At 66.0% G+C, this 19400-nt stretch carries 16 protein-coding genes; all 16 read left to right on the top strand.

Annotated features, from left to right (window positions below; genetic code table 11):
• The first annotated feature begins 247 nt into the window (after positions 1-247).
• The 16 genes from rpsB to ACGTN6_RS09145 all read left to right on the top strand — a co-directional run bounded on the left by rpsB (position 248) and on the right by ACGTN6_RS09145 (position 19303).
• On the top strand, positions 248-988 hold the full coding sequence (gene rpsB / locus ACGTN6_RS09220; protein WP_394591150.1) for a 30S ribosomal protein S2: 741 nt from the start codon (positions 248-250) through the stop codon (positions 986-988).
• 146 nt (positions 989-1134) lie between these two features.
• Complete coding sequence (tsf, locus tag ACGTN6_RS09215; protein ID WP_183388670.1) at positions 1135-2004, top strand: translation elongation factor Ts; 870 nt, start codon at positions 1135-1137, stop codon at positions 2002-2004.
• A gap of 109 nt (positions 2005-2113) precedes the next feature.
• Positions 2114-2878 (top strand): UMP kinase, encoded by a 765-nt coding sequence (gene pyrH / locus ACGTN6_RS09210; protein WP_183388669.1) that lies wholly within the window; start codon positions 2114-2116, stop codon positions 2876-2878.
• Between the two features lie 4 nt (positions 2879-2882).
• Positions 2883-3440, top strand: coding sequence for a ribosome recycling factor (gene frr / locus ACGTN6_RS09205; protein ID WP_394591149.1), 558 nt, complete (start codon positions 2883-2885; stop codon positions 3438-3440).
• Positions 3441-3512: 72 nt separating this feature from the next.
• Positions 3513-4271 carry a polyprenyl diphosphate synthase gene (uppS, locus tag ACGTN6_RS09200; RefSeq protein WP_394591148.1) on the top strand — a complete coding sequence of 253 codons (759 nt, stop codon included), beginning with the start codon at positions 3513-3515 and terminating at the stop codon, positions 4269-4271.
• Entirely contained in the window at positions 4264-5070 is an 807-nt protein-coding gene (locus tag ACGTN6_RS09195; protein ID WP_394591147.1) for a phosphatidate cytidylyltransferase, read from the top strand. The genes uppS and ACGTN6_RS09195 overlap by 8 nt, the downstream gene beginning before the upstream one ends.
• Positions 5067-6251, top strand: coding sequence for a 1-deoxy-D-xylulose-5-phosphate reductoisomerase (gene ispC, locus ACGTN6_RS09190; protein WP_394591146.1), 1185 nt, complete (start codon positions 5067-5069; stop codon positions 6249-6251). Before ACGTN6_RS09195 ends, ispC begins: the two co-directional genes overlap by 4 nt.
• Before the next feature lie 30 nt (positions 6252-6281).
• The gene (gene rseP, locus ACGTN6_RS09185; protein WP_394591145.1) at positions 6282-7637 is read left to right on the top strand and encodes a sigma E protease regulator RseP; all 1356 of its coding nucleotides are present in this window, start codon (positions 6282-6284) and stop codon (positions 7635-7637) included.
• 91 nt (positions 7638-7728) lie between these two features.
• Entirely contained in the window at positions 7729-10086 is a 2358-nt protein-coding gene (gene bamA / locus ACGTN6_RS09180) for an outer membrane protein assembly factor BamA (protein ID WP_394591144.1), read from the top strand.
• A 382-nt stretch (positions 10087-10468) separates the two neighbouring features.
• The gene (gene lpxD / locus ACGTN6_RS09175) at positions 10469-11506 is read left to right on the top strand and encodes a UDP-3-O-(3-hydroxymyristoyl)glucosamine N-acyltransferase (protein WP_394591143.1); all 1038 of its coding nucleotides are present in this window, start codon (positions 10469-10471) and stop codon (positions 11504-11506) included.
• Between the two features lie 104 nt (positions 11507-11610).
• Entirely contained in the window at positions 11611-12054 is a 444-nt protein-coding gene (gene fabZ / locus ACGTN6_RS09170; RefSeq protein ID WP_183388661.1) for a 3-hydroxyacyl-ACP dehydratase FabZ, read from the top strand.
• Positions 12051-12818 carry an acyl-ACP--UDP-N-acetylglucosamine O-acyltransferase gene (gene lpxA, locus ACGTN6_RS09165; protein WP_394591141.1) on the top strand — a complete coding sequence of 256 codons (768 nt, stop codon included), beginning with the start codon at positions 12051-12053 and terminating at the stop codon, positions 12816-12818. The genes fabZ and lpxA overlap by 4 nt, the downstream gene beginning before the upstream one ends.
• 5 nt (positions 12819-12823) lie before the next feature.
• On the top strand, positions 12824-14029 hold the full coding sequence (gene lpxB, locus ACGTN6_RS09160) for a lipid-A-disaccharide synthase (protein WP_394591139.1): 1206 nt from the start codon (positions 12824-12826) through the stop codon (positions 14027-14029).
• Positions 14026-14637: a ribonuclease HII gene (gene rnhB / locus ACGTN6_RS09155; protein WP_394591138.1), complete on the top strand. Its 612-nt coding sequence runs from the start codon at positions 14026-14028 to the stop codon at positions 14635-14637. Before lpxB ends, rnhB begins: the two co-directional genes overlap by 4 nt.
• A 59-nt stretch (positions 14638-14696) precedes the next feature.
• Complete coding sequence (gene dnaE / locus ACGTN6_RS09150; RefSeq protein WP_394591137.1) at positions 14697-18206, top strand: DNA polymerase III subunit alpha; 3510 nt, start codon at positions 14697-14699, stop codon at positions 18204-18206.
• Positions 18207-18349: 143 nt separating this feature from the next.
• A complete protein-coding gene (locus tag ACGTN6_RS09145) occupies positions 18350-19303 on the top strand; it encodes an acetyl-CoA carboxylase carboxyltransferase subunit alpha (protein WP_394591136.1) in 954 nt (317 codons plus the stop codon).
• Positions 19304-19400 lie beyond the last annotated feature (97 nt).

The following is a 19400-nucleotide window of genomic DNA, read 5'->3' as shown; positions in this document are numbered from 1 at the left end:
AACGGGGGAGGGCGTCGGGCGACTTCATCTCGAAGGTGATCCATGGTATAAAGCTGCGCGCCTTCCTGCAATCGCCGATCCCTGGTGCCGCTCGCGGCCCGCCGATTCCGTTGCCAGGATAGGTGCAATCAACGCAATGCCTTGAAAACACACATGCACCGGCACATGGTCCCGGGTGCCGTCGGTCTTGCCGCCGGTCGGATCCATGGGGTGCATGGAGGCCTAACCCGATTTCCAGGAGTCATCCATGGCACACGTCAATATGCGTGACCTGCTGAAGGCAGGCGCTCACTTCGGTCACCAGACCCGTTATTGGAACCCGAAGATGAGCAAGTTCATCTTCGGCGCTCGTAACAAGATTCACATCATCAACCTCGAGCATACCCTCCCGGCCCTGAACGAGGCCATCGAGGTGGTCGAGAAGATGGCGGCCGCGAACAACAAGATCCTGTTCGTGGGCACCAAGCGCAGCGCCAGCAAGATCATCAAGGAAGAGGCCAACCGCGTCGGTCAGCCGTTCGTCAACCATCGTTGGCTCGGCGGCATGCTGACCAACTACAAGACGATCCGTCAGTCGATCAAGCGCCTGCGCGACCTCGAGACCATGCGCGAGGATGGCACCTTCGAGAAGCTGACCAAGAAAGAAGTCCTGATGGCGACCCGCGAGCAGGACAAGCTCGAGCGTTCCATCGGCGGTATCAAGGAGATGGGCGGCCTGCCCGACGCGCTGTTCGTGATCGACGTCGATCACGAGCGCATCGCCATCAACGAGGCGAACAAGCTGGGCATTCCGGTTATCGGCGTGGTGGACACCAACTCCAACCCGGACGGCGTCGACTACGTGATTCCGGGCAACGATGACTCCATCCGCGCCATCCAGATCTACGTCAAGGCCGTGGCAGACGCCTGCGCTCGCGCGAAGGAAGGTCGTCCCGACGAGTTCGTCGAGGTCACCGAAGAGAACGAAAGCGACGCCGCCGCCGAGTGATCGTCGGCCCGCCCGAGAGGGGGCGCCGTGCATCGGCGTCCCCCTTCCGGGGGCTGGCCCTTCGCTGTCTCCAGGGCGGGTAATGGACGTGCCGGGCTCATGCCCGGCTTCAACATTCCAGTTCTAACCATTCAGAGGACACTACCATGGCAGCTATCAGCGCCTCCCAGGTCAAGGAACTGCGCGAGCGCACCGGGCTCGGCATGATGGAGTGCAAGAAGGCGCTCACCGAAGCCGGCGGTGACATCGATACCGCGATCGAGAACCTTCGCAAGAACTCCGGTCTCAAGGCCGCCAAGAAGGCCGGTCGCACCGCCGCCGAGGGCGCCGTTGTGACTCGCATCGCCGAGGACGGCAGCTACGGCGTGATGGTCGAGATCAACTCCGAGACCGACTTCGTCGCCCGCGACGACAACTTCAAGGCTTTCGCTGACCAGGTTGCCGACGCCTTCTTCGCCGCCAAGAGCGAAGACGTCGCTGCCGTCATGGCAGGCGATCTGGAGGCCGCTCGCGAGCAGCTGGTGCAGAAGATCGGCGAGAACATCGGCGTGCGCCGTAGCGTCGTCGTCGAGGCGCCGGAAGGCGCTCGCGTGGGTGCCTACGTCCACGGTGGCCGCATTGGCGTGCTGACCGTCATCAAGGGCGGTACCGCCGAGGCCGCCAAGGACGTCGCCATGCACGTGGCCGCCATCAACCCGGCCGTTGCCCTGCCGGAAGACATGCCGCAGGACAAGCTGGACGCCGAGAAGGCGATCATCCTGGCCCAGCCGGACATGGCCGGCAAGCCGGAGCAGATTGCCGAGAAGATGGTCCAGGGTCGCCTCAAGAAGTACCTGGCCGAAAACAGCCTGACCGAGCAGCCCTTCGTCAAGGACCCCAACCAGAGCGTTGCCGAGTACGTCAAGGCCGCCGGTGGCGAGGTCGTTGGCTTCACCCGCTTCGAAGTGGGCGAGGGCATCGAGAAGGAAGAGGTCGACTTCGCCAAGGAAGTCATGGAACAGGCCAAGCGCAGCTAAGCCGGCGTCGGTTCCTGAGTGAAGATGGCGTGCGCGCGAGCGCACGCCTTCGCGTATCCGGTCGGTGCATCCGGCCATCCAGATTCCTCGAGTTTCCGGGAGACACGCCATGAGCAGTGCCGAGCACGTTCCTCTCAAGTCCGACAAGCCTCGTGCCGAGGTGTCGAAGTACAAGCGCATCCTGCTCAAGCTCTCCGGCGAAGCCCTGACCGGGGATGCCGAGTTCGGCATTGACCCGAAGGTGCTGGATCGCATGGCACTAGAGATCGGGCAGCTGGTCGGCATCGGCGTTCAGGTCGGCATCGTGGTCGGCGGCGGCAACCTGTTCCGCGGGGCCGCCCTGCACGAGGCGGGCATGGAGCGGGTCACCGGTGACCACATGGGCATGCTGGCCACGGTGATGAACGCCCTGGCCATGCGTGACGCTCTGGAACGCTCCAATATCCGCTCTCGGGTGATGTCGGCGATCCCCATGAGCGGCGTGGTGGAGCACTATGATCGCCGGACGGCGATTCGCTACCTGACCTCCGGCGACGTGGTGCTGTTTTCCGCCGGTACCGGTAACCCCTTCTTCACCACGGATTCCGCGGCCTGCCTGCGCGGCATCGAGATCGATGCCGACGTGGTGGTCAAGGCCACCAAGGTGGATGGGGTGTACGACAAGGATCCGGTCAAGCACGCCGATGCGGTCAAGTACGACCAGCTGTCCTATGATGACGCGCTCGACCAGAAGCTTGGCGTCATGGATTTGACCGCCATCTGCCTGGTGCGTGACCATGACATGCCGGTTCGCGTGTTCAACATGAACAAGCCGGGAGCGCTGCTGAACCTGGTGGTGGGCGGCCGGGAAGGCACGCTGATTGATAGAGGGTGAAATCGTGATTGACGAGATCCAGAAGGACGCAGAAAGCCGCATGAAGAAGAGCCTCGACGCTCTTCATCACAACTTCAACAAGATCCGCACCGGCCGGGCGCATCCCAGCATCCTGGATGCGGTGACCGTCGATTACTACGGTGGCCAGGTGCCTATCAACCAGGTGGCCTCGGTCAACATCGAGGACGCCCGGACCCTGACCGTGGTGCCCTGGGAACAACAGATGGTGCCGAAGGTCGAGAAGGCCATCCTGACCGCCGAGCTGGGCCTCAATCCGGCCAGTGCCGGCAACGTCATCCGGGTGCCGATGCCGATGCTGACAGAGGAAACCCGCAAGGGTTACATCAAGCAGGCTCGCCAGGAGGCCGAGAACGCCAGGGTTGCCGTGCGCAACGTGCGGCGTGATGCCAACGGTGACATCAAGTCGTTGCTCAAGGAAAAGGACATCACCGAGGACGAGCAGCGTCAGGCCGAGGAGGCCATCCAGAAGCTCACCGACAAGATCGTCGGCGAGATCGACAAGGCGCTGGAATCCAAGGAACACGACCTGATGCAGGTCTGAGGACGGCTCGGCGGCACCGTCGGGTGCCGCCGTTCACGGAATGCCACCGTCCCACCCGCCATGCGAGAGACCATGACGTCACCCCAGTCTCCACAGCCCCGTGCCGACGGGGGCGCCCTGCCACAGCATGTGGCCATCATCATGGACGGCAACAATCGCTGGGCCAAGGCGCGCGGCATGTCCGGCGTGCGTGGCCATCATGCCGGCGTCGAGTCGGTGCGTGCCGTCATTCGCCGAGCTGCCGAGCGTGGCATAGAGACCCTGACGCTGTTCGCCTTTTCCAGCGAAAACTGGAAGCGACCCGCCGTCGAGGTCAATGCCCTGATGGAGCTGTTCCTGATGGCGCTGAAACGCGAGGTCAAGAAGCTCCACCAGCATGGTATTCGCCTCTCGGTGATCGGCGACCGTGAGGGCTTCTCCGAGGCGATCCAGAAGCACATCGCCCAGGCCGAGGAGCTCACCGTCGACAACCGGGGCCTGCACCTGGTGATCGCCGCCAACTACGGTGGGCGCTGGGATATCGCCCAGGCCGCCCAACGGCTGGGGCGCCGGGTTGCCGACGGTGAGTTTTCCGCCGAGGACATCGACGAGGAGGCGCTCGACGCCGAGCTGGGCCTGGTGCCGGCGGTAGACCTGTGCATTCGTACCAGCGGCGAGCAGCGCATCTCCAATTTCCTGCTCTGGCAACTGGCCTATGCCGAACTCTATTTTACCCCGGTGCTGTGGCCCGACTTCGGTGCCGAGGCCTTCGATGCGGCGTTGGCCGACTTCAGCGGCCGCAAGCGACGCTTCGGCATGACCGACGAGCAAGTCGAGGCCCAGGGTGCTTAAGCAACGTATTCTCACCGCCGCCTGGCTACTGCCGTTGGCGCTGGCCGGCCTGTTCGGGCTGTCCGGCGGTGCCTTCGCGGCCTTCACCGCGGCCATTGTGCTGCTTGGCGCCTGGGAGTGGGCCAACCTGGCCGGTCTCGAGCGCGGCGGCAAGCGCCTGGCCCCGGTGGTCGGCCTCGGAGCGCTGATAGCGCTGTTTTATCTGGCTGACTGGCGGCTCGCGCACTGGCCGCTGTGGCTCGGCGCCGTGGGCTGGCTGGTCAATTTCACCTGGGTGGTCGGCTATCCGGCACGCCTCGAACAATGGCGCAGCACTACGATGCGCCTTGTCATGGGGTTGTGGGTGCTGATGCCCGCCTGGATCGGTTTCAACGTGCTGCGCGACGCCGGTGCCGCCTGGCTGCTGTTCGTACTGTTGCTGGTCTGGGGTGCCGACATCGGTGCCTACTTCGTCGGCAAGTCCCTGGGGCGGCGCAAGCTGGCGCCTCGCGTCAGCCCGGGCAAGACCTGGGAAGGGGTGGCCGGAGGCCTGGCGGTGACGGCGTTGCTGGCGCTGGCCTTCGCCGCTTGGCAGTCGTTGTCGATGGGTGCCACCCTGGCGCTGCTGGCTACCACCGCCGTGGTCACTCTGGCCTCGGTGGTCGGTGATCTGCTGGAGAGCATGCTCAAGCGCCATCGCGGGATCAAGGATTCCAGCCAGCTGCTGCCTGGCCACGGCGGTGTGCTCGACCGCATCGACAGCCTCACCGCGGCGGCGCCGCTGTTCGCGCTCGTTCATTCGGCAGGGCTCTGGTCATGAGTGCACCCCGTGCCGTTACCGTACTGGGTGCCACGGGCTCCATCGGCGCCAGCACCCTGGACGTCATTGCGCGACATCCCGAGCGCTATCGGGTCCATGCGCTGACCGCCCATCGTTCCCGTGAGACGCTGCTGGCCCAGTGCCGGGTGCATGCACCGGCGCTGGCCGTGCTCGACCGCGAGCCAGATGCCGTGTGGCTGCGCGAGCAGCTGCGCGAGGCGGGGCTCGCCACCGAGGTCCGGGTCGGTCGCGACGCGCTGGTCGAGGTCAGCGAGGCGCCCGAGGTGGAGATCGTCATGGCGGCCATCGTCGGCGCCGCCGGCCTGTTGCCGACGCTGGCCGCGGTGCGTGCCGGCAAGCGCGTGCTGTTGGCCAACAAGGAAGCCCTGGTGATGTCCGGGGCGCTGTTCATGGATGCCGTAAGGCACTGTGAGGCGACCCTGCTGCCGATCGATTCCGAACATAATGCCATCTATCAGTGTCTACCCGTCGAGCATCGTGGCGGGCTGGCGCGTCACGGCGTCACCCAGCTGTTGCTGACCGCTTCCGGTGGCCCCTTCCGAGGCTGGTCGCGTGAGGCGTTGGCGGGGGTCACCCCCGAGCAGGCCTGTGCCCATCCCAACTGGTCGATGGGGCGCAAGATCTCGGTGGACAGCGCCACCCTGATGAACAAGGGGCTCGAGCTGATCGAGGCATGCTGGCTGTTCGACGCCGGCCCCGAGCAGGTCCAGGTGGTGGTGCACCCCCAGAGCGTCATCCACTCCATGGCCGCCTACAGTGATGGCTCGGTGCTGGCGCAGCTGGGTAACCCGGACATGCGCACTCCGATCGCCTTCGGGCTGGCCTGGCCGGAGCGCATCGACGCCGGCGTCGAGGCCTTGGATCTGTTTCAGGTGGCGCGGCTCGACTTCGAGCCCGCGGACGAGGCCGCCTTTCCTTGCCTGCGCCTCGCACGAGACGCCATGGCCGACGGCGGTACGGCGCCGGCGATCCTCAATGCCGCCAATGAAGTGGCCGTATCGGCCTTCCTCGACGGGACGCTGGGCTTTGCCGAGATCGGCGAGCTGGTAGCCCGGGTTCGCGACGCCTGCCCGGTTACCCCCGCCGACGAGCTGGAGGGTATCCTCGCCGCCGATGACAGCGCCCGCCGCAAGGCGCGGGCCTGGCTGGCGTGCCGCTGAACCCTTGTTGACCGCCATCGGGAGATTGCCATGGGTCTGATCCAGAATGTGTTGGCCGTGATCGTGGTCCTCGGCCTGCTGATCACCTTTCATGAGTTCGGCCACTTCTGGGTCGCGCGTCGCTGTGGCGTCAAGGTGCTGCGCTTTTCGGTGGGCTTCGGCAAGCCGCTGTGGTCGCGCGTCGATCGCCACGGCACTGAATTCGCCGTAGCGGCGATCCCGCTGGGCGGCTACGTGAAGATGCTCGACGAGCGTGAGGGGCCGGTAGCGGAAGAAGAGCGCCATCGTGCCTTCAACCAGAAGGGCGTCTGGTCCCGCATCGCTATCGTGGCCGCCGGGCCGCTGGCCAACTTCCTGCTGGCGCTGGTCGCCTACTGGTTGCTGTTCGTGGTCGGCACCACCACCGTGGTGCCGGTGATCGGCGAGGTCGCGCCCGACTCGCCCGCCGCTCGCGGCGGCCTGGTCGCCGGCCAGGAGATTACCGCGGTGCGGGACGAAGCCGTGCATTCCTGGCAGGACATCAACCTCGAACTGGTGGCGGCGATCGGCGCCAGCGGCGAGCTGACAGTGAGCGCCCGTGACGAGGGCGACAGCGTCGCCCGAGAGCATCGCCTGCCGGTGCAGGACTGGCTGGTACGCCAGGATCCGCCCCAACCGCTGGCAAGCCTGGGCATCACGCCCTGGCGGCCGCGGCTGCCGGCGGTGATCGATCAGGTGGTGGACGGTGAGCCTGCAGCGACTGCCGGGCTCCAGTCCGGCGACGAGGTCATGGCGGTGGATGATGAGCCACTGGCCGACTGGAATCGCTTCGTCGAACTGGTACGGGGTCGTCCCGGGGAGACCCTGGCGCTGACCGTGCTGCGTGACGGCGAGCGGCGCTCGCTGTCGCTCACGCCTCGCCCCAACACCCTCGATGACGGTACCACCATCGGGTATGTCGGCGCCGGCGTCGCGTCGGTCGGCTGGCCCGAGGAGTACCGGCGTGAGATCCGCTATGGGCCGCTGGACGCCGTGGGTCAGGCCGTCTCGCGCACCGGCGAGATGACGGTGCTGACCCTGGACGCCATCCGCAAGATGCTGGTCGGCCTCATCTCGCCGTCCAACCTCTCCGGTCCGATCACCATCGCCCGTATCGCCGGTGACTCGGCACGTTCCGGGCTGGAGAGCTTCGTCAGTTTCCTGGCCTACCTGTCGATCAGCCTCGGGGTGCTCAACTTGCTGCCGATTCCGGTGCTTGATGGCGGGCACCTGCTCTACTATCTGGTCGAGGTGGTGCGCGGGCGGCCAGTATCGGAGCGGGTACAGGCTGTGGGCCTGCGAATCGGGCTGGCGCTGGTTGGCACCTTGATGCTGATGGCGCTGTATTTCGACCTGATGCGGCTGTGATGGGCCGAGGCGCGGCTTGTCAGTTACCCATGCGAATGTATAAGGTGCCTGTCTGGACAGGTAGGCAGACCAACGCGAGCGAATCGACTGCATGAAGATCAAGACCATCGGACTGGCGGCGCTGCTGCTCGCCGGTGCCGCCAGCGGCACGGCACAAGCGGAATCCTTCGACGTAACGGACATACGAGTGGAGGGCCTGCAGCGTGTGTCGGCGGCCTCCGTCTTCAATGCCTTCCCTGTCAACGCTCCCGACCGCGTCGACGAGCGTGAGCTGGCAGAGGCCGCCAAGGCGCTGTTCGCCACCGGCCTGTTCGAGGACATCCAACTGGCCCGCGAAGGCAACGTACTGATCATCGAGGTGGAAGAGCGCCCCACCATTACCCGCCTCAACATCGAAGGCAACAGCCAGATCCCCGAAGAAGAGCTGCGTCGCGGTCTGCGTGAGGCCGGTCTCGACGAGGGGCAGGTGCTGCAGCTTTCCACCCTCGAGGAAATCCAACGCGAGCTGTCCGGGGTCTACCAGGCCCAGGGCCGCTACAGCGCCAGCATCGGCACCGAGGTCGAAGAGCTCGGCGAGGGGCGCGTTCAGGTCAACATCGACATCGACGAAGGTGCGGTGGCCAAGATCCGCCAGATCAACATCGTCGGCAATCAGGCCTTCGACGACGAGACCCTGCGCGAGGTCTTCGAGCTGGAGGATCGTCCGAGCTGGTTCTTCGGCTGGTTCTCCAGCGACCAGTATTCCCGTCAGGCGCTGTCCGGCGACCTGGAGCGACTGCGCTCCTACTACCTGGATCGCGGCTATGTGAACTTCAATATCGACTCCACCCAGGTGGCCATCGGTCCCGACAAGTCGAAAATCTTCGTCACCATCAACGTCAGCGAGGGCGAGCGCTATCGCCTCGGCGACATCGATTTCGTCGGTGACCTGCGCATTCCCGAGCGTGAGGCCCGTGGGCTGCTCCAGGTCGAGTCCGATCAGATCTTCTCGCGCAGCGATGTGACGGCCTCGGCCGAGGCGCTGCGCTCGCGGCTCGGCGCCGAGGGTTTCGCCTTCGCCAACATCGATGGCATCCCCGAAACGCGCTCGGACGGCACCGTCGACCTGACCTTCCGGGTCGAGCCAGGTCGCCGGGCCTACGTGAGGCGCATCGAGTTCGTCGGCAATACCACCACCCAGGACGAGGTGCTGCGCCGTGAGATGATCCAGATGGAGGGCGCACCGGCCTCCACCGAGTCGATCAGCCAGTCCCGCCAGCGCCTGGAGCGACTGGGCTTCTTCAAGCAGGTCGAGGTTCAGACCGAGCCGGTGCCCGGTGCCCAGGATCAGCTCGATGTCACCTATACCGTGGAGGAGCAGCCGTCTGGCTCGATCTCGGCGAGTATCGGCTTCTCCCAAAGCGCGGGGGTCATCTACGGTGCCTCGCTGTCGCAGAACAACTTCCTGGGCACCGGCAATCGGGTCAACATCGGCGCCCAGCGCAGCGACACCTACACCAGTCTGAACTTCGGCTTCACCGATCCCTACTGGACCCTCGACGGCATCTCCCGCGGCTACAACCTGTTCTATCGGGAGACCGACTACGAGGATTCCGATATCTCGACCTACTCGACCGATGCCTATGGCGGCGGCATCAATTTCGGTTATCCGATCAACGAGCTGACCCGGCTCAACTTCGGCGCCGACATCGAAGACCTGACCATCGAGACCTACAGAGACACGGCCTCCGAGATCCAGCGCTACGTGCAGGAGCAAGGTGACAATGCCCAGACGCTGAAGTTGACCGCCAGTTGGACGCGCAACAATCTCAACCGCGGCATCATGCCCACCGCCGGCAACTACCAGCGCCTGTCACTGGAGACCGCGGTGCCCGGCAGCGACGCCGAGTATTACAAGCTGCGTGCCCGCGCCCGCCAGTTCTTCCCCTTCAACGAGGAAGAAACCTGGTCGCTCAAGCTGCGCGGCGAGGTCGGCTACGCGGATAGCATCGGCGACGACCCTTATCCGTTCTACGAGAACTTCTTCTCGGGCGGCCTGGGGTCTGTACGTGGCTTCACCGGCAATACCCTGGGGCCTGCGACCACGCCACCGGCGGGCAGCGGCTCCGACGAGGATCGTACCCTTGGCGGCAATATCCTGGTCGAGGGCGGCATGGAGCTGATATTCCCCATGCCGTTCGTCGAGGACAAGCGCTCGGTGCAGCCGTCGCTGTTCCTGGATGCCGGTAACACCTACCTGACCGACTGCTACCCGGTGCTCGATCAGGATGCCGGCCAGGCTCAGTGCGAGTCGGGCGTCGACCTGGGCGAGCTGCGCTATAGTGCGGGGCTGGGGATTTCCTGGCTGACGCCGGTGGGGCCGCTGACCTTCAGCGTCGCCGAGCCGCTCAACGAGAAGGAAGGCGATGACACCCAGTTCTTCCAGTTCTCGCTGGGGCAGTCTTTCTGACCCGGCCCGACGATGGGAAGGCGTGTCGCCTGCGCCAGAACGCTCGGCGCTGTGGGCTGACGGTCGTCTCGGCCTGCGTGCTGCCTGTCCAGGGCGCCGAGGCTGCCACGCCTGCACGGCGGGCGGCCTTGGCCGATGCCGGAGGTTTCCTGCGCATCGGGGTCGCTGCCCGGTCAGATGCGTGAGGTGATCCTCGTTTCGCTCGACTGAGAAGGGGCGGCCCAAGGATGGTGTCGAGCGATCTCCGAACGGGTACGCCGATCAGTGGTCCATGGGGGGCCATCGGGGCAGGCTCCTGCCCTATCGAACGTGGCGATCGCGGACGGCCCGGGGGTCGAACACCGTCATCGCAGAGTGTTTTCTCAACCGACACCGGGTTCCCATGACTCAAGATTCTCCTACCCTGACGCTGGCCGAGATTGCCGCGCAACTGGGGGCCGGCCTCCAGGGCGACGGCGAACGCCGCGTGCGGGGCCTGGCCACGCTGCGTGACGCCGGGCCCGATCAGATCGCCTTCCTGGCCAATCGCGCCTACCTCAAGGACCTCGCCGTCACCCGGGCGGCGGCTGTGCTGCTGCACGCCAGCCATGCCGAGGCGTGTCCGACTGCCTGCCTGACCCTGGACAACCCTTATCTGGGCTATGCCGAGCTGTCGCGGCTGTTCGATCCCCTGGCGAACCGAGAGGTACACGGCATCCATCCCTCGGCGGTGGTCGCCGAAGACGCAACGCTGGGAGAAGGCGTCTCCATCGGCCCCCAGGCGGTGATCGAATCCGGTGTCGAGCTCGCCGAGGGCGTGGTCGTCGGGCCCGGCAGCGTGGTCGGTGCCGACAGCCGTATCGGCGCCCATTCGCGGCTGCATGCCAACGTCACCGTCTATCATGGGGTGGAGATCGGCGCGCGGGTCATCCTGCATAGCGGCTGTGTGATTGGCGGCGACGGTTTTGGCTTCGCCCATGATGGTGCCGGATGGCACAAGATCGCACAGCTCGGCGGGGTAGTGCTGGGCGACGGCGTCGAAGTGGGCAGTTGCTCGAGCATTGATCGCGGCGCGCTGGGCGACACCGTGATCGGCGAGGACGTCAAGATCGACAGCCAGGTACAGATCGCCCACAACGTTCAGATCGGCGACCACAGCGCCCTGGCCGGCTGCGTGGGCATAGCCGGCTCCACTCGAGTGGGGCGCCACTGCATGCTGGGCGGCGGCGTGGGGTTGTCCGGCCACTTGACGATCTGCGATGGCGTCCAGGTCACGGGCATGAGCCTGGTCACCAACTCGATCCACGAGCCCGGGATCTACTCTTCCGGGACCGGCGCCATGGAGAACGCCCAGTGGCGTCGAAACGCGGTGCGCTTCAAGCAGCTCGACGATATCGCACGTCGCCTGCAGCGCCTGGAAAAAGCCGGGCGCGACGCTTGAGGCCCCCTAACGGGGCGGTATAATCCCCCGCCCGTCGCCGCGTGGCGGCGACGGTCGTGCCCGCATTGCGGAGCGGGCATCCTGTCATTTCAGAGGTCGCTACGATGGTAATGGACATCAACGAGATTCGTGAGTATCTGCCCCACCGCTATCCTTTCCTGCTGGTGGACAGGGTGACGGAGCTTGCCCTTGGCGAATCCATCGTTGCCTACAAGAATGTCAGCATCAACGAGCCGTTTTTCAATGGCCATTTCCCGCACCACCCGATCATGCCAGGCGTGCTGGTGATCGAGGCCCTGGCCCAGGCCTGCGGTATCCTGGGCTTCAAGACGGTCAACAAGCTGCCCGCTGACGGCTATGTCTACTACCTGGTCGGTAGCGATAACGTGCGCTTCAAGCGTCCGGTGATGCCCGGTGACCAGCTGGAACTGCGTGCCGACGTGATCCGCGAGAAGCGCGGCATCTGGAAGTTCAGCTGCAAGGCCAGCGTGGCCGGCGAGGTGGCCTGCGAGGCCGAGATCATCTGTGCCGAGAGGAAGGTCGCTTGATTCATCCTACCGCCATCGTAGACCCGGGGGCGCGCCTGGCCGATGACGTCGAGGTCGGGCCCTTCAGCGTGATCGGCGCCGACGTCGAGATCGGTGCCGGATCGCGGATTGGCCCCCACGCGGTGATCCAGGGCCCCACGGTGCTTGGTCAGCGCAATCGAGTGTTCCAGTTCGCCTCGGTCGGCGAGGAATGCCAGGACAAGAAGTATGCCGGCGAACCCACCCGACTGGTGATGGGCGACGACAACGTCGTGCGCGAGGGCGTGACCCTGCATCGCGGCACCGTCCAGGATCGCGGCGAGACCACCATCGGTTCACGCAACCTGTTCATGGCCTATGTTCACGTCGGCCACGACTGCGTGATCGGCGACGACTGCATCCTGGCCAACCAGGTGACCCTGGCCGGCCACGTCAAGCTGGGCGATTTCGCGATCATCGGTGGCCTGTCGGCCATTCACCAGTTCTGCCACTTCGGTGAACATGCCATGGCCGGCGGCGGCTCGATCATCACCAAGGACACCCCGGCCTACGTGATGATCAACGGCAATCCGGCGGCGGCCCACGGCCTCAACCTGATCGGCCTGCGTCGCCGTGGCTTCTCCAACGAGGCCATCCGCGCCCTGGGCGAAGCCTACAAGCTGGTCTATCGTCAGGGCATGACCGTGGAGCAGGCGCTCACCGAGATCCGCACGCGCTATGCGCTGCCGGAGACCGAAACGTTCGCCGCCTCCATCGAGGTCTCGACCCGCGGCATCGTGCGCTGAGCGTCATGACCATCGCGCGCGTCTATCTGGTGGCTGGCGAGCTATCCGGCGATATCCTCGGGGCCGGCCTGATGCGCGAGCTCAAGGCGCGCCATCCCGGCGTCGCTTTTCGTGGTATCGGCGGTCCGCGCATGATCGGCGAAGGCATCGACAGCCGCTTTCCCCTGGAAACCCTTTCAGTGATGGGGCTGGTCGAGGTGCTCAAGCACCTGCCCGGCCTGGTGCGGGTGCGTCGAACGCTGCGCCGGGACGCCCTGGCCTGGAAGCCCGACATCGTGATCGGCATCGACGCGCCGGACTTCAACCTGGGGCTCGAGCGCCAGCTGCGTGAGGCCGGCCTGACCACCGCCCACTACGTCAGCCCCTCCGTGTGGGCCTGGCGCCAGGGACGGGTCAAGGGCATCGCCCGATCGGTGGATGCCATGCTGACCTTCCTGCCCTTCGAGGCCGCCTTCTACGCTCGCCACCGGGTGCCGGTGGCGTTCGTCGGCCATCCGCTGGCCGACGAACTGCCGCTGGTGAATGATCGGGCCGCCGCCCGGAAGGCCCTGGGGCTGCCTGCCTCGGAGCAGCCGGGCGAGTCACCGCTGCTGGCCGTGTTGCCCGGCTCCCGGGCCAACGAGATCCGCTTCCTGGGAGCGACCTTCCTGGACGCCGCCGAGCGCCTGTGTCGCGAGCGCGAGACGCTGCGCGTGGTCATCCCCGCCGCCACCCTGGCGCGTCGGGTCGAGCTCACGGCGCTGCTCGAGGACCGTGCGGCGCTGCGTGAGCGGGTGGTGCTGGTCGACGGTCGCTCCCGGGAGGCCATGGTGGCCGCCGACGCCGTGCTGCTGGCCTCCGGCACCGCGGCGCTGGAGGCCATGCTCTGCCACCGCGCCATGGTGGTGGCCTACCGCATGGCGCCGATGACCCACTGGCTGGCCAGGCGACTGGTCAAGACCGAGTGGATCTCGCTGCCCAACCTGATCGCCCGGGAGACCCTGGTGCCGGAGCTGATCCAGGACGCGGCGAACCCCGAGGCCATCGCCGCCGAGCTTGCCGGGCTACTCGACGACGCCGAGACGCGCCACGCACTCGAGACGCGCTTCGCGGCCATGCATGCCGAGCTGCAGCGCGATGCCAGCCGCCGTGCGGTGGACGCCGTCGAGGCGCTGGTGACACGCCGCGCGCTGCCCGCGTCGGTGGCCCCTGACGCGCAGGAGGGCGCATGAAGGCCGAGGACTTTCCGCCGCTGGTCGTGGACTATCGCGGCACGCGGCTGGCCGGCGTCGACGAGGTGGGACGCGGGCCCCTGGTAGGGCCGGTAGTGGCGGCGGCGGTGATGCTCGACCCGGCCGACCCCATCGACGGGCTCACCGATTCCAAGAAGCTGTCCGCCAAGCGTCGCGAGGCGCTGGATGTCGAGATCCGCTCCCGCGCCCTGGCCTTCGCGGTGGCCGAGGCCAGCCCCGACGAGATCGACACGCTCAATATCTATCACGCCACGCACCTGGCCATGCGCCGCGCCATCGATGCGCTGTCGCCTGCCGCGGAGTACCTGCTGGTGGACGGTAATCGCCTGCCGGGTCATCATGTGCCGGGCCAGGCGGTGGTCAAGGGCGATGCCCGCCACCCGGCGATCGCCGCGGCCTCGATCCTGGCCAAGGTGGCCCGCGATGCCGGCATGCTGGCGCTGGATGCCCGCCATCCGGATTACGGCTTCGCCCGTCACAAGGGCTATCCGACGCCCGAACACCTGGCGGCCCTGACGCGCCTTGGCGCGCTGCCCGAGCATCGACGCTCCTTCGCGCCGGTCAAGCGCCAGCTGGCCCTGCTCTAGGGTCGATAGCGCCAGCATCGACGCCCCGATTTCCTGTTCACCAACGCTCCGAGTCCCTCATGACCGCTCCCTTCGTTCATCTTCGTGTGCACAGCGAATTCTCCCTGGTCGATGGCCTGGTGCGTCTCAAGCCGCTGATCAAGGCGGCGGGCAGCCAGGGTGTGCCGGCGGTGGCGCTCACCGACGAGGCCAATCTCTTCGCCCTGGTCAAGTTCTATACCGGCGCCCAGGGGGCTGGCCTCAAGCCGATCATCGGCGGTGACTTCTGGCTCGCCAATCCCCACGACGAGGCGCACCCTTACCGGCTGACGCTGCTGGCGATGAACGACGTCGGCTACCGCAATCTCACCGAGCTGATCTCGCGGGGCTGGATGGAAGGCCAGAAGGATGGCCAGGGGCTGCTGGAGCGGCGCTGGGTTCTCGAGCAGAGCGAGGGGCTGATCGCGCTTTCCGGCGGCCGCGAGGGCGACGTCGGTCGCCATCTGCTGACCGACCATCACGCCGAGGCGCGGGCCCTGCTCGAGGAATGGCAGGCCGCCTTCCCGGGGCGCTACTACCTGGAGCTGACCCGCACCGGGCGGGCGCTGGAGGAGGAGTGCGTACACCTCTCGGTGGATCTGGCCGTGGCGACCGACACTCCGGTGGTGGCCACCAACGACGTGCGCTTCCTCGAACGCGAGGACTTCTGGGCCCATGAGACCCGGGTCTCGATCGGCGAGGGCAAGGCCCTGGACGACCCGCGTCGCGAGCGTCGCTACACCGAGGAACAGTACTTCAAGAGCCCCGAGGAAATGGCCGAGCTGTTCGCGGACATCCCCGAAGCGCTGGAAAACAGCGTGATGATCGCCGCGCGCTGCAACGTCGACGTGCGCCTGGGCGAGATCTTCCTGCCGGAGTACGGCATCCCCGAGGGCATGACCCAGGAGGAGTTCTTCCGCAAGATCTCCCACGACGGTCTGACCGAGCGTCTGGACTTCCTCTACCCGGCGGAAAACTACCCCCGCGACGGCGCCGAGTACGCCGAGATCGATGCTCGCTACCGCAAGCGGCTCGACTTTGAGCTCGACATCATCCTGCAGATGGGCTTTCCGGGCTATTTCCTGATCGTGATGGACTTCATCCAGTGGGCCAAGGACAACGACGTCCCGGTGGGCCCGGGACGGGGGTCCGGTGCCGGCTCGCTGGTGGCCTACGCCCAGAAGATCACCGATCTGGATCCGCTTGAGTACGACCTGCTGTTCGAGCGCTTCCTCAACCCGGAGCGGGTCTCGATGCCCGACTTCGACGTCGACTTCTGCATGGAGAAGCGCGACCGGGTGATCGACTACGTGGCCGAGCGCTATGGCCGCGACGCCGTCTCGCAGATCGTCACCTTCGGCACCATGGCCGCCAAGGCGGTAGTGCGCGACGTGGCCCGCGCCCAGGGCAAGCCCTACTCGCTGGGCGACAAGCTCTCCAAGCTGATTCCCTTCGAAGTCGGCATGACGCTGGCCAAGGCGATCGAGGACGAACCCCAGCTCAAGGACTTCCTCGAGGCCGACGAGGAAGCCCAGGAAATCTGGGACATGGCGGTGAAACTCGAGGGCATCACCCGCGGCACCGGCAAGCACGCCGGCGGCGTGGTGATCGCGCCGACCAAGCTCACCGACTTCTCGCCGCTGCTGTGCGACGAGGACGGTAACGGGCTGGTGGTGCAGTTCGACAAGAACGACATCGAGGACGCCGGGCTGGTCAAGTTCGACTTCCTGGGCCTGCGCACCCTGACCATCATCGACTGGGCGCTGGAGATGGTCGACAAGGTTCGCGCCGTGGAAGGGCAGGGGCCGCTCGACATCGACGGCATCCCGCTGGACGACAAGCCGACCTTCGAGATGCTCAAGAAGGCCGAGACCACGGCGGTGTTCCAGCTCGAATCCCGCGGCATGAAGGAGCTGATCAAGCGCCTGCTGCCAGACTCGCTGGAGGACATGATCGCCCTGGTGGCGCTGTTCCGCCCCGGGCCGCTGCAGTCGGGCATGGTCGACGACTTCATCAACCGCAAGCACGGCCGGGCCGAGATCTCCTATCCCCATCCGGACTACCAGCACGAGTTGCTCAAGCCGGTGCTCGAGCCCACCTACGGCATCATCCTGTACCAGGAGCAGGTGATGCAGATCGCTCAGGTGATGGCCGGCTACAGCCTGGGCCAGGCCGACATGCTGCGTCGCGCCATGGGCAAGAAGAAGCCCGAGGAGATGGCCAAGCAGCGGGCCGGCTTCATGGAAGGCTGTGCCGAGAACGGTATCGACAAGGATCTCGCGGGCAATATCTTCGACCTGGTGGAAAAATTCGCCGGCTACGGCTTCAACAAGTCGCACTCCGCGGCCTATGGCCTGGTGTCGTATCAAACCGCTTGGTTAAAAGCCCATTACCCTGGGCCCTTTATGGCGGCGGTGATGTCCACCGAGATGGACAACCTCGACAAGGTGGTGCCGCTGATCGAGGAGTGTCGCCATCTCAAGCTCACGGTGACCCCGCCGGACGTCAACGTCGGTGGCTACAAGTTCACCGTCGACGACGAGGGGCGCGTGGTCTATGGCCTGGGCGCCATTCGCGGCGTCGGCGAAGGCCCGATCGGTGCCATCGTCGAGGCCCGCCAGGAGGGCGGCGCCTTCCGCGACCTGTTCGATTTCTGCAAGCGGGTCGACCCCAAGCGCATGAACAAGCGCACCCTGGAGGCGCTGATCCGTTCCGGGGCGCTGGACAACCTGGGGCCGAGCCGCGCGGTGATGGCCGCCTCGCTGGAGGCTGCCCTCAAGGCCGCGGCCCAGAACCAGGCCAACCAGAACCTGGGCATGATGGACATGTTCGGCGAGGCCTTTGCCGCCTCGGACGAGGAGGCCGACAGCGACGTCTATGCCGACTATCGCCGGGTGCGCGACTGGACCGACAAGGAGCGCCTGGCCGGCGAGAAGGATACCCTGGGGCTCTATCTCACCGGCCACCCCATCGACGAGTACGAGAAGGAACTGGAGCGCTTCGTCTCCACGCGCATCGCCGATCTCAAGCCGTCCCGGGAACCCCAGCGGGTCGCCGGGCTGGTGGTGGGCATGCGCACCATGAAGTCCAAGCGCGGCGATACCATGGCCTTCGTCACCCTGGATGATCGTACCGGGCGCATCGAGGCCTCGCTGTTCGGCGAGCTGTTCGATGCCGTGCGCGGACAGCTCGATACCGACCAGGTGCTGATCGTCGAGGGCGAAGTGCAGAGCGACGACTATTCGGGGGGGCTGCGCCTGCGCGGCAAGGAGATCACGCCCATGGTCGAGGCGCGCACCCGCTATGGCCAGGCGGTGGAGCTGGCGCTGGATGGCGAGAAGGCCAACGGCCGTCTGGTGGACAGCCTGCGCGACAGCCTGGCCCCCTATCGCAACGACGCCGGGCTGCCGGTGCGACTGCGCTATCGAAACCCCGAAGCCAGCGGCTGGCTGGAGCTGGCCGAAGAGTGGAAGGTCACCCCCTCCGACGAGCTGCTGATCGCCCTGCGCGAGGTCGAGGGCCAGGACGGCGTGCGGCTGCGCTACCGTTGAGACCGCGAGAACACTGGGCCGTGAGAACAGACAATGTGCATCCGCCCTGGCCCGCCTTGCGTGGACGTGTCAGGGTGCGATAATGCACTGCATTTGACGCTTCCCCCCGGTCGCCTCTCCGGCCGACGAGACAAGGCTAGCCCATGAACCCCAACTACCTAGACTTCGAACAGCCCATCGCCGAGCTCCAGGCCAAGATCGAGGAACTGCGCCTGGTCGGCAACGACAGCCAGGTCAACCTGAGCGACGAGATCGGCCGGCTCGAGGAGAAGAGTCGCAAGCTGACCGAGTCGATCTTCAAGGATCTGACGCCGTGGCAGGTGTCCCAGCTGTCGCGCCACCCGCAGCGGCCCTACACCCTCGACTATCTGGACTACGTCTTCACCGACTTCGACGAGCTGCACGGCGATCGCAACTTCGCCGATGACGCCGCCATCGTTGGTGGCGTGGCCAGGCTCGATGACAAGCCGGTGATGGTCATCGGTCACCAGAAGGGCCGCGACGTCAAGGAGAAGGTGCGCCGCAACTTCGGCATGCCGCGCCCCGAGGGCTACCGCAAGGCCTGCCGTCTGATGGAGATGGCCGAGCGCTTCAAGATGCCGGTGCTGACCTTCATCGACACCCCGGGCGCCTATCCGGGCATCGACGCCGAGGAGCGCGGCCAGAGTGAAGCGATCGCCTACAACCTGGCGGTGATGTCGCGGCTCAAGACGCCGATCGTTGCCACCGTGGTGGGCGAGGGCGGCTCCGGCGGCGCGCTGGCCATCGGCGTCTGCGACGAGCTGGCCATGCTGCAGTATTCCACCTATTCGGTGATTTCTCCCGAAGGCTGCGCCTCCATCCTGTGGAAGAGCGCGGAGAAGGCGTCAGATGCCGCCCAGGCCATGGGTATCACCGCCGAGCGCCTCAAGGAGCTGGGCTTCGTCGATACCCTGATCCCCGAGCCGCTCGGTGGCGCCCATCGCCAGCCGAGGGGCACCGCCGAGCGCATCCGCACCGCCCTGACGGAGAGCCTCGACCGGTTGGGTGGCATGGAGACCGATGAGCTGCTCGAGCGGCGGTACCAGCGGCTGATGTCCTACGGCGCTCCTGTGTAAAGCCCTTTCTGCGCTCGGCCATACGGCGTTAAAAATCGGCTCAAAGTACTCATTTACTAACTTGTAAACTCCGTCTTTTCGCCGATTTTTGCCTTGT

This window comes from Halomonas sp. B23F22_20 (genome assembly GCF_043496985.1).
Taxonomy (GTDB): domain Bacteria; phylum Pseudomonadota; class Gammaproteobacteria; order Pseudomonadales; family Halomonadaceae; genus Halomonas.
This window is presented reverse-complemented; position numbering and strand designations above follow the sequence as displayed.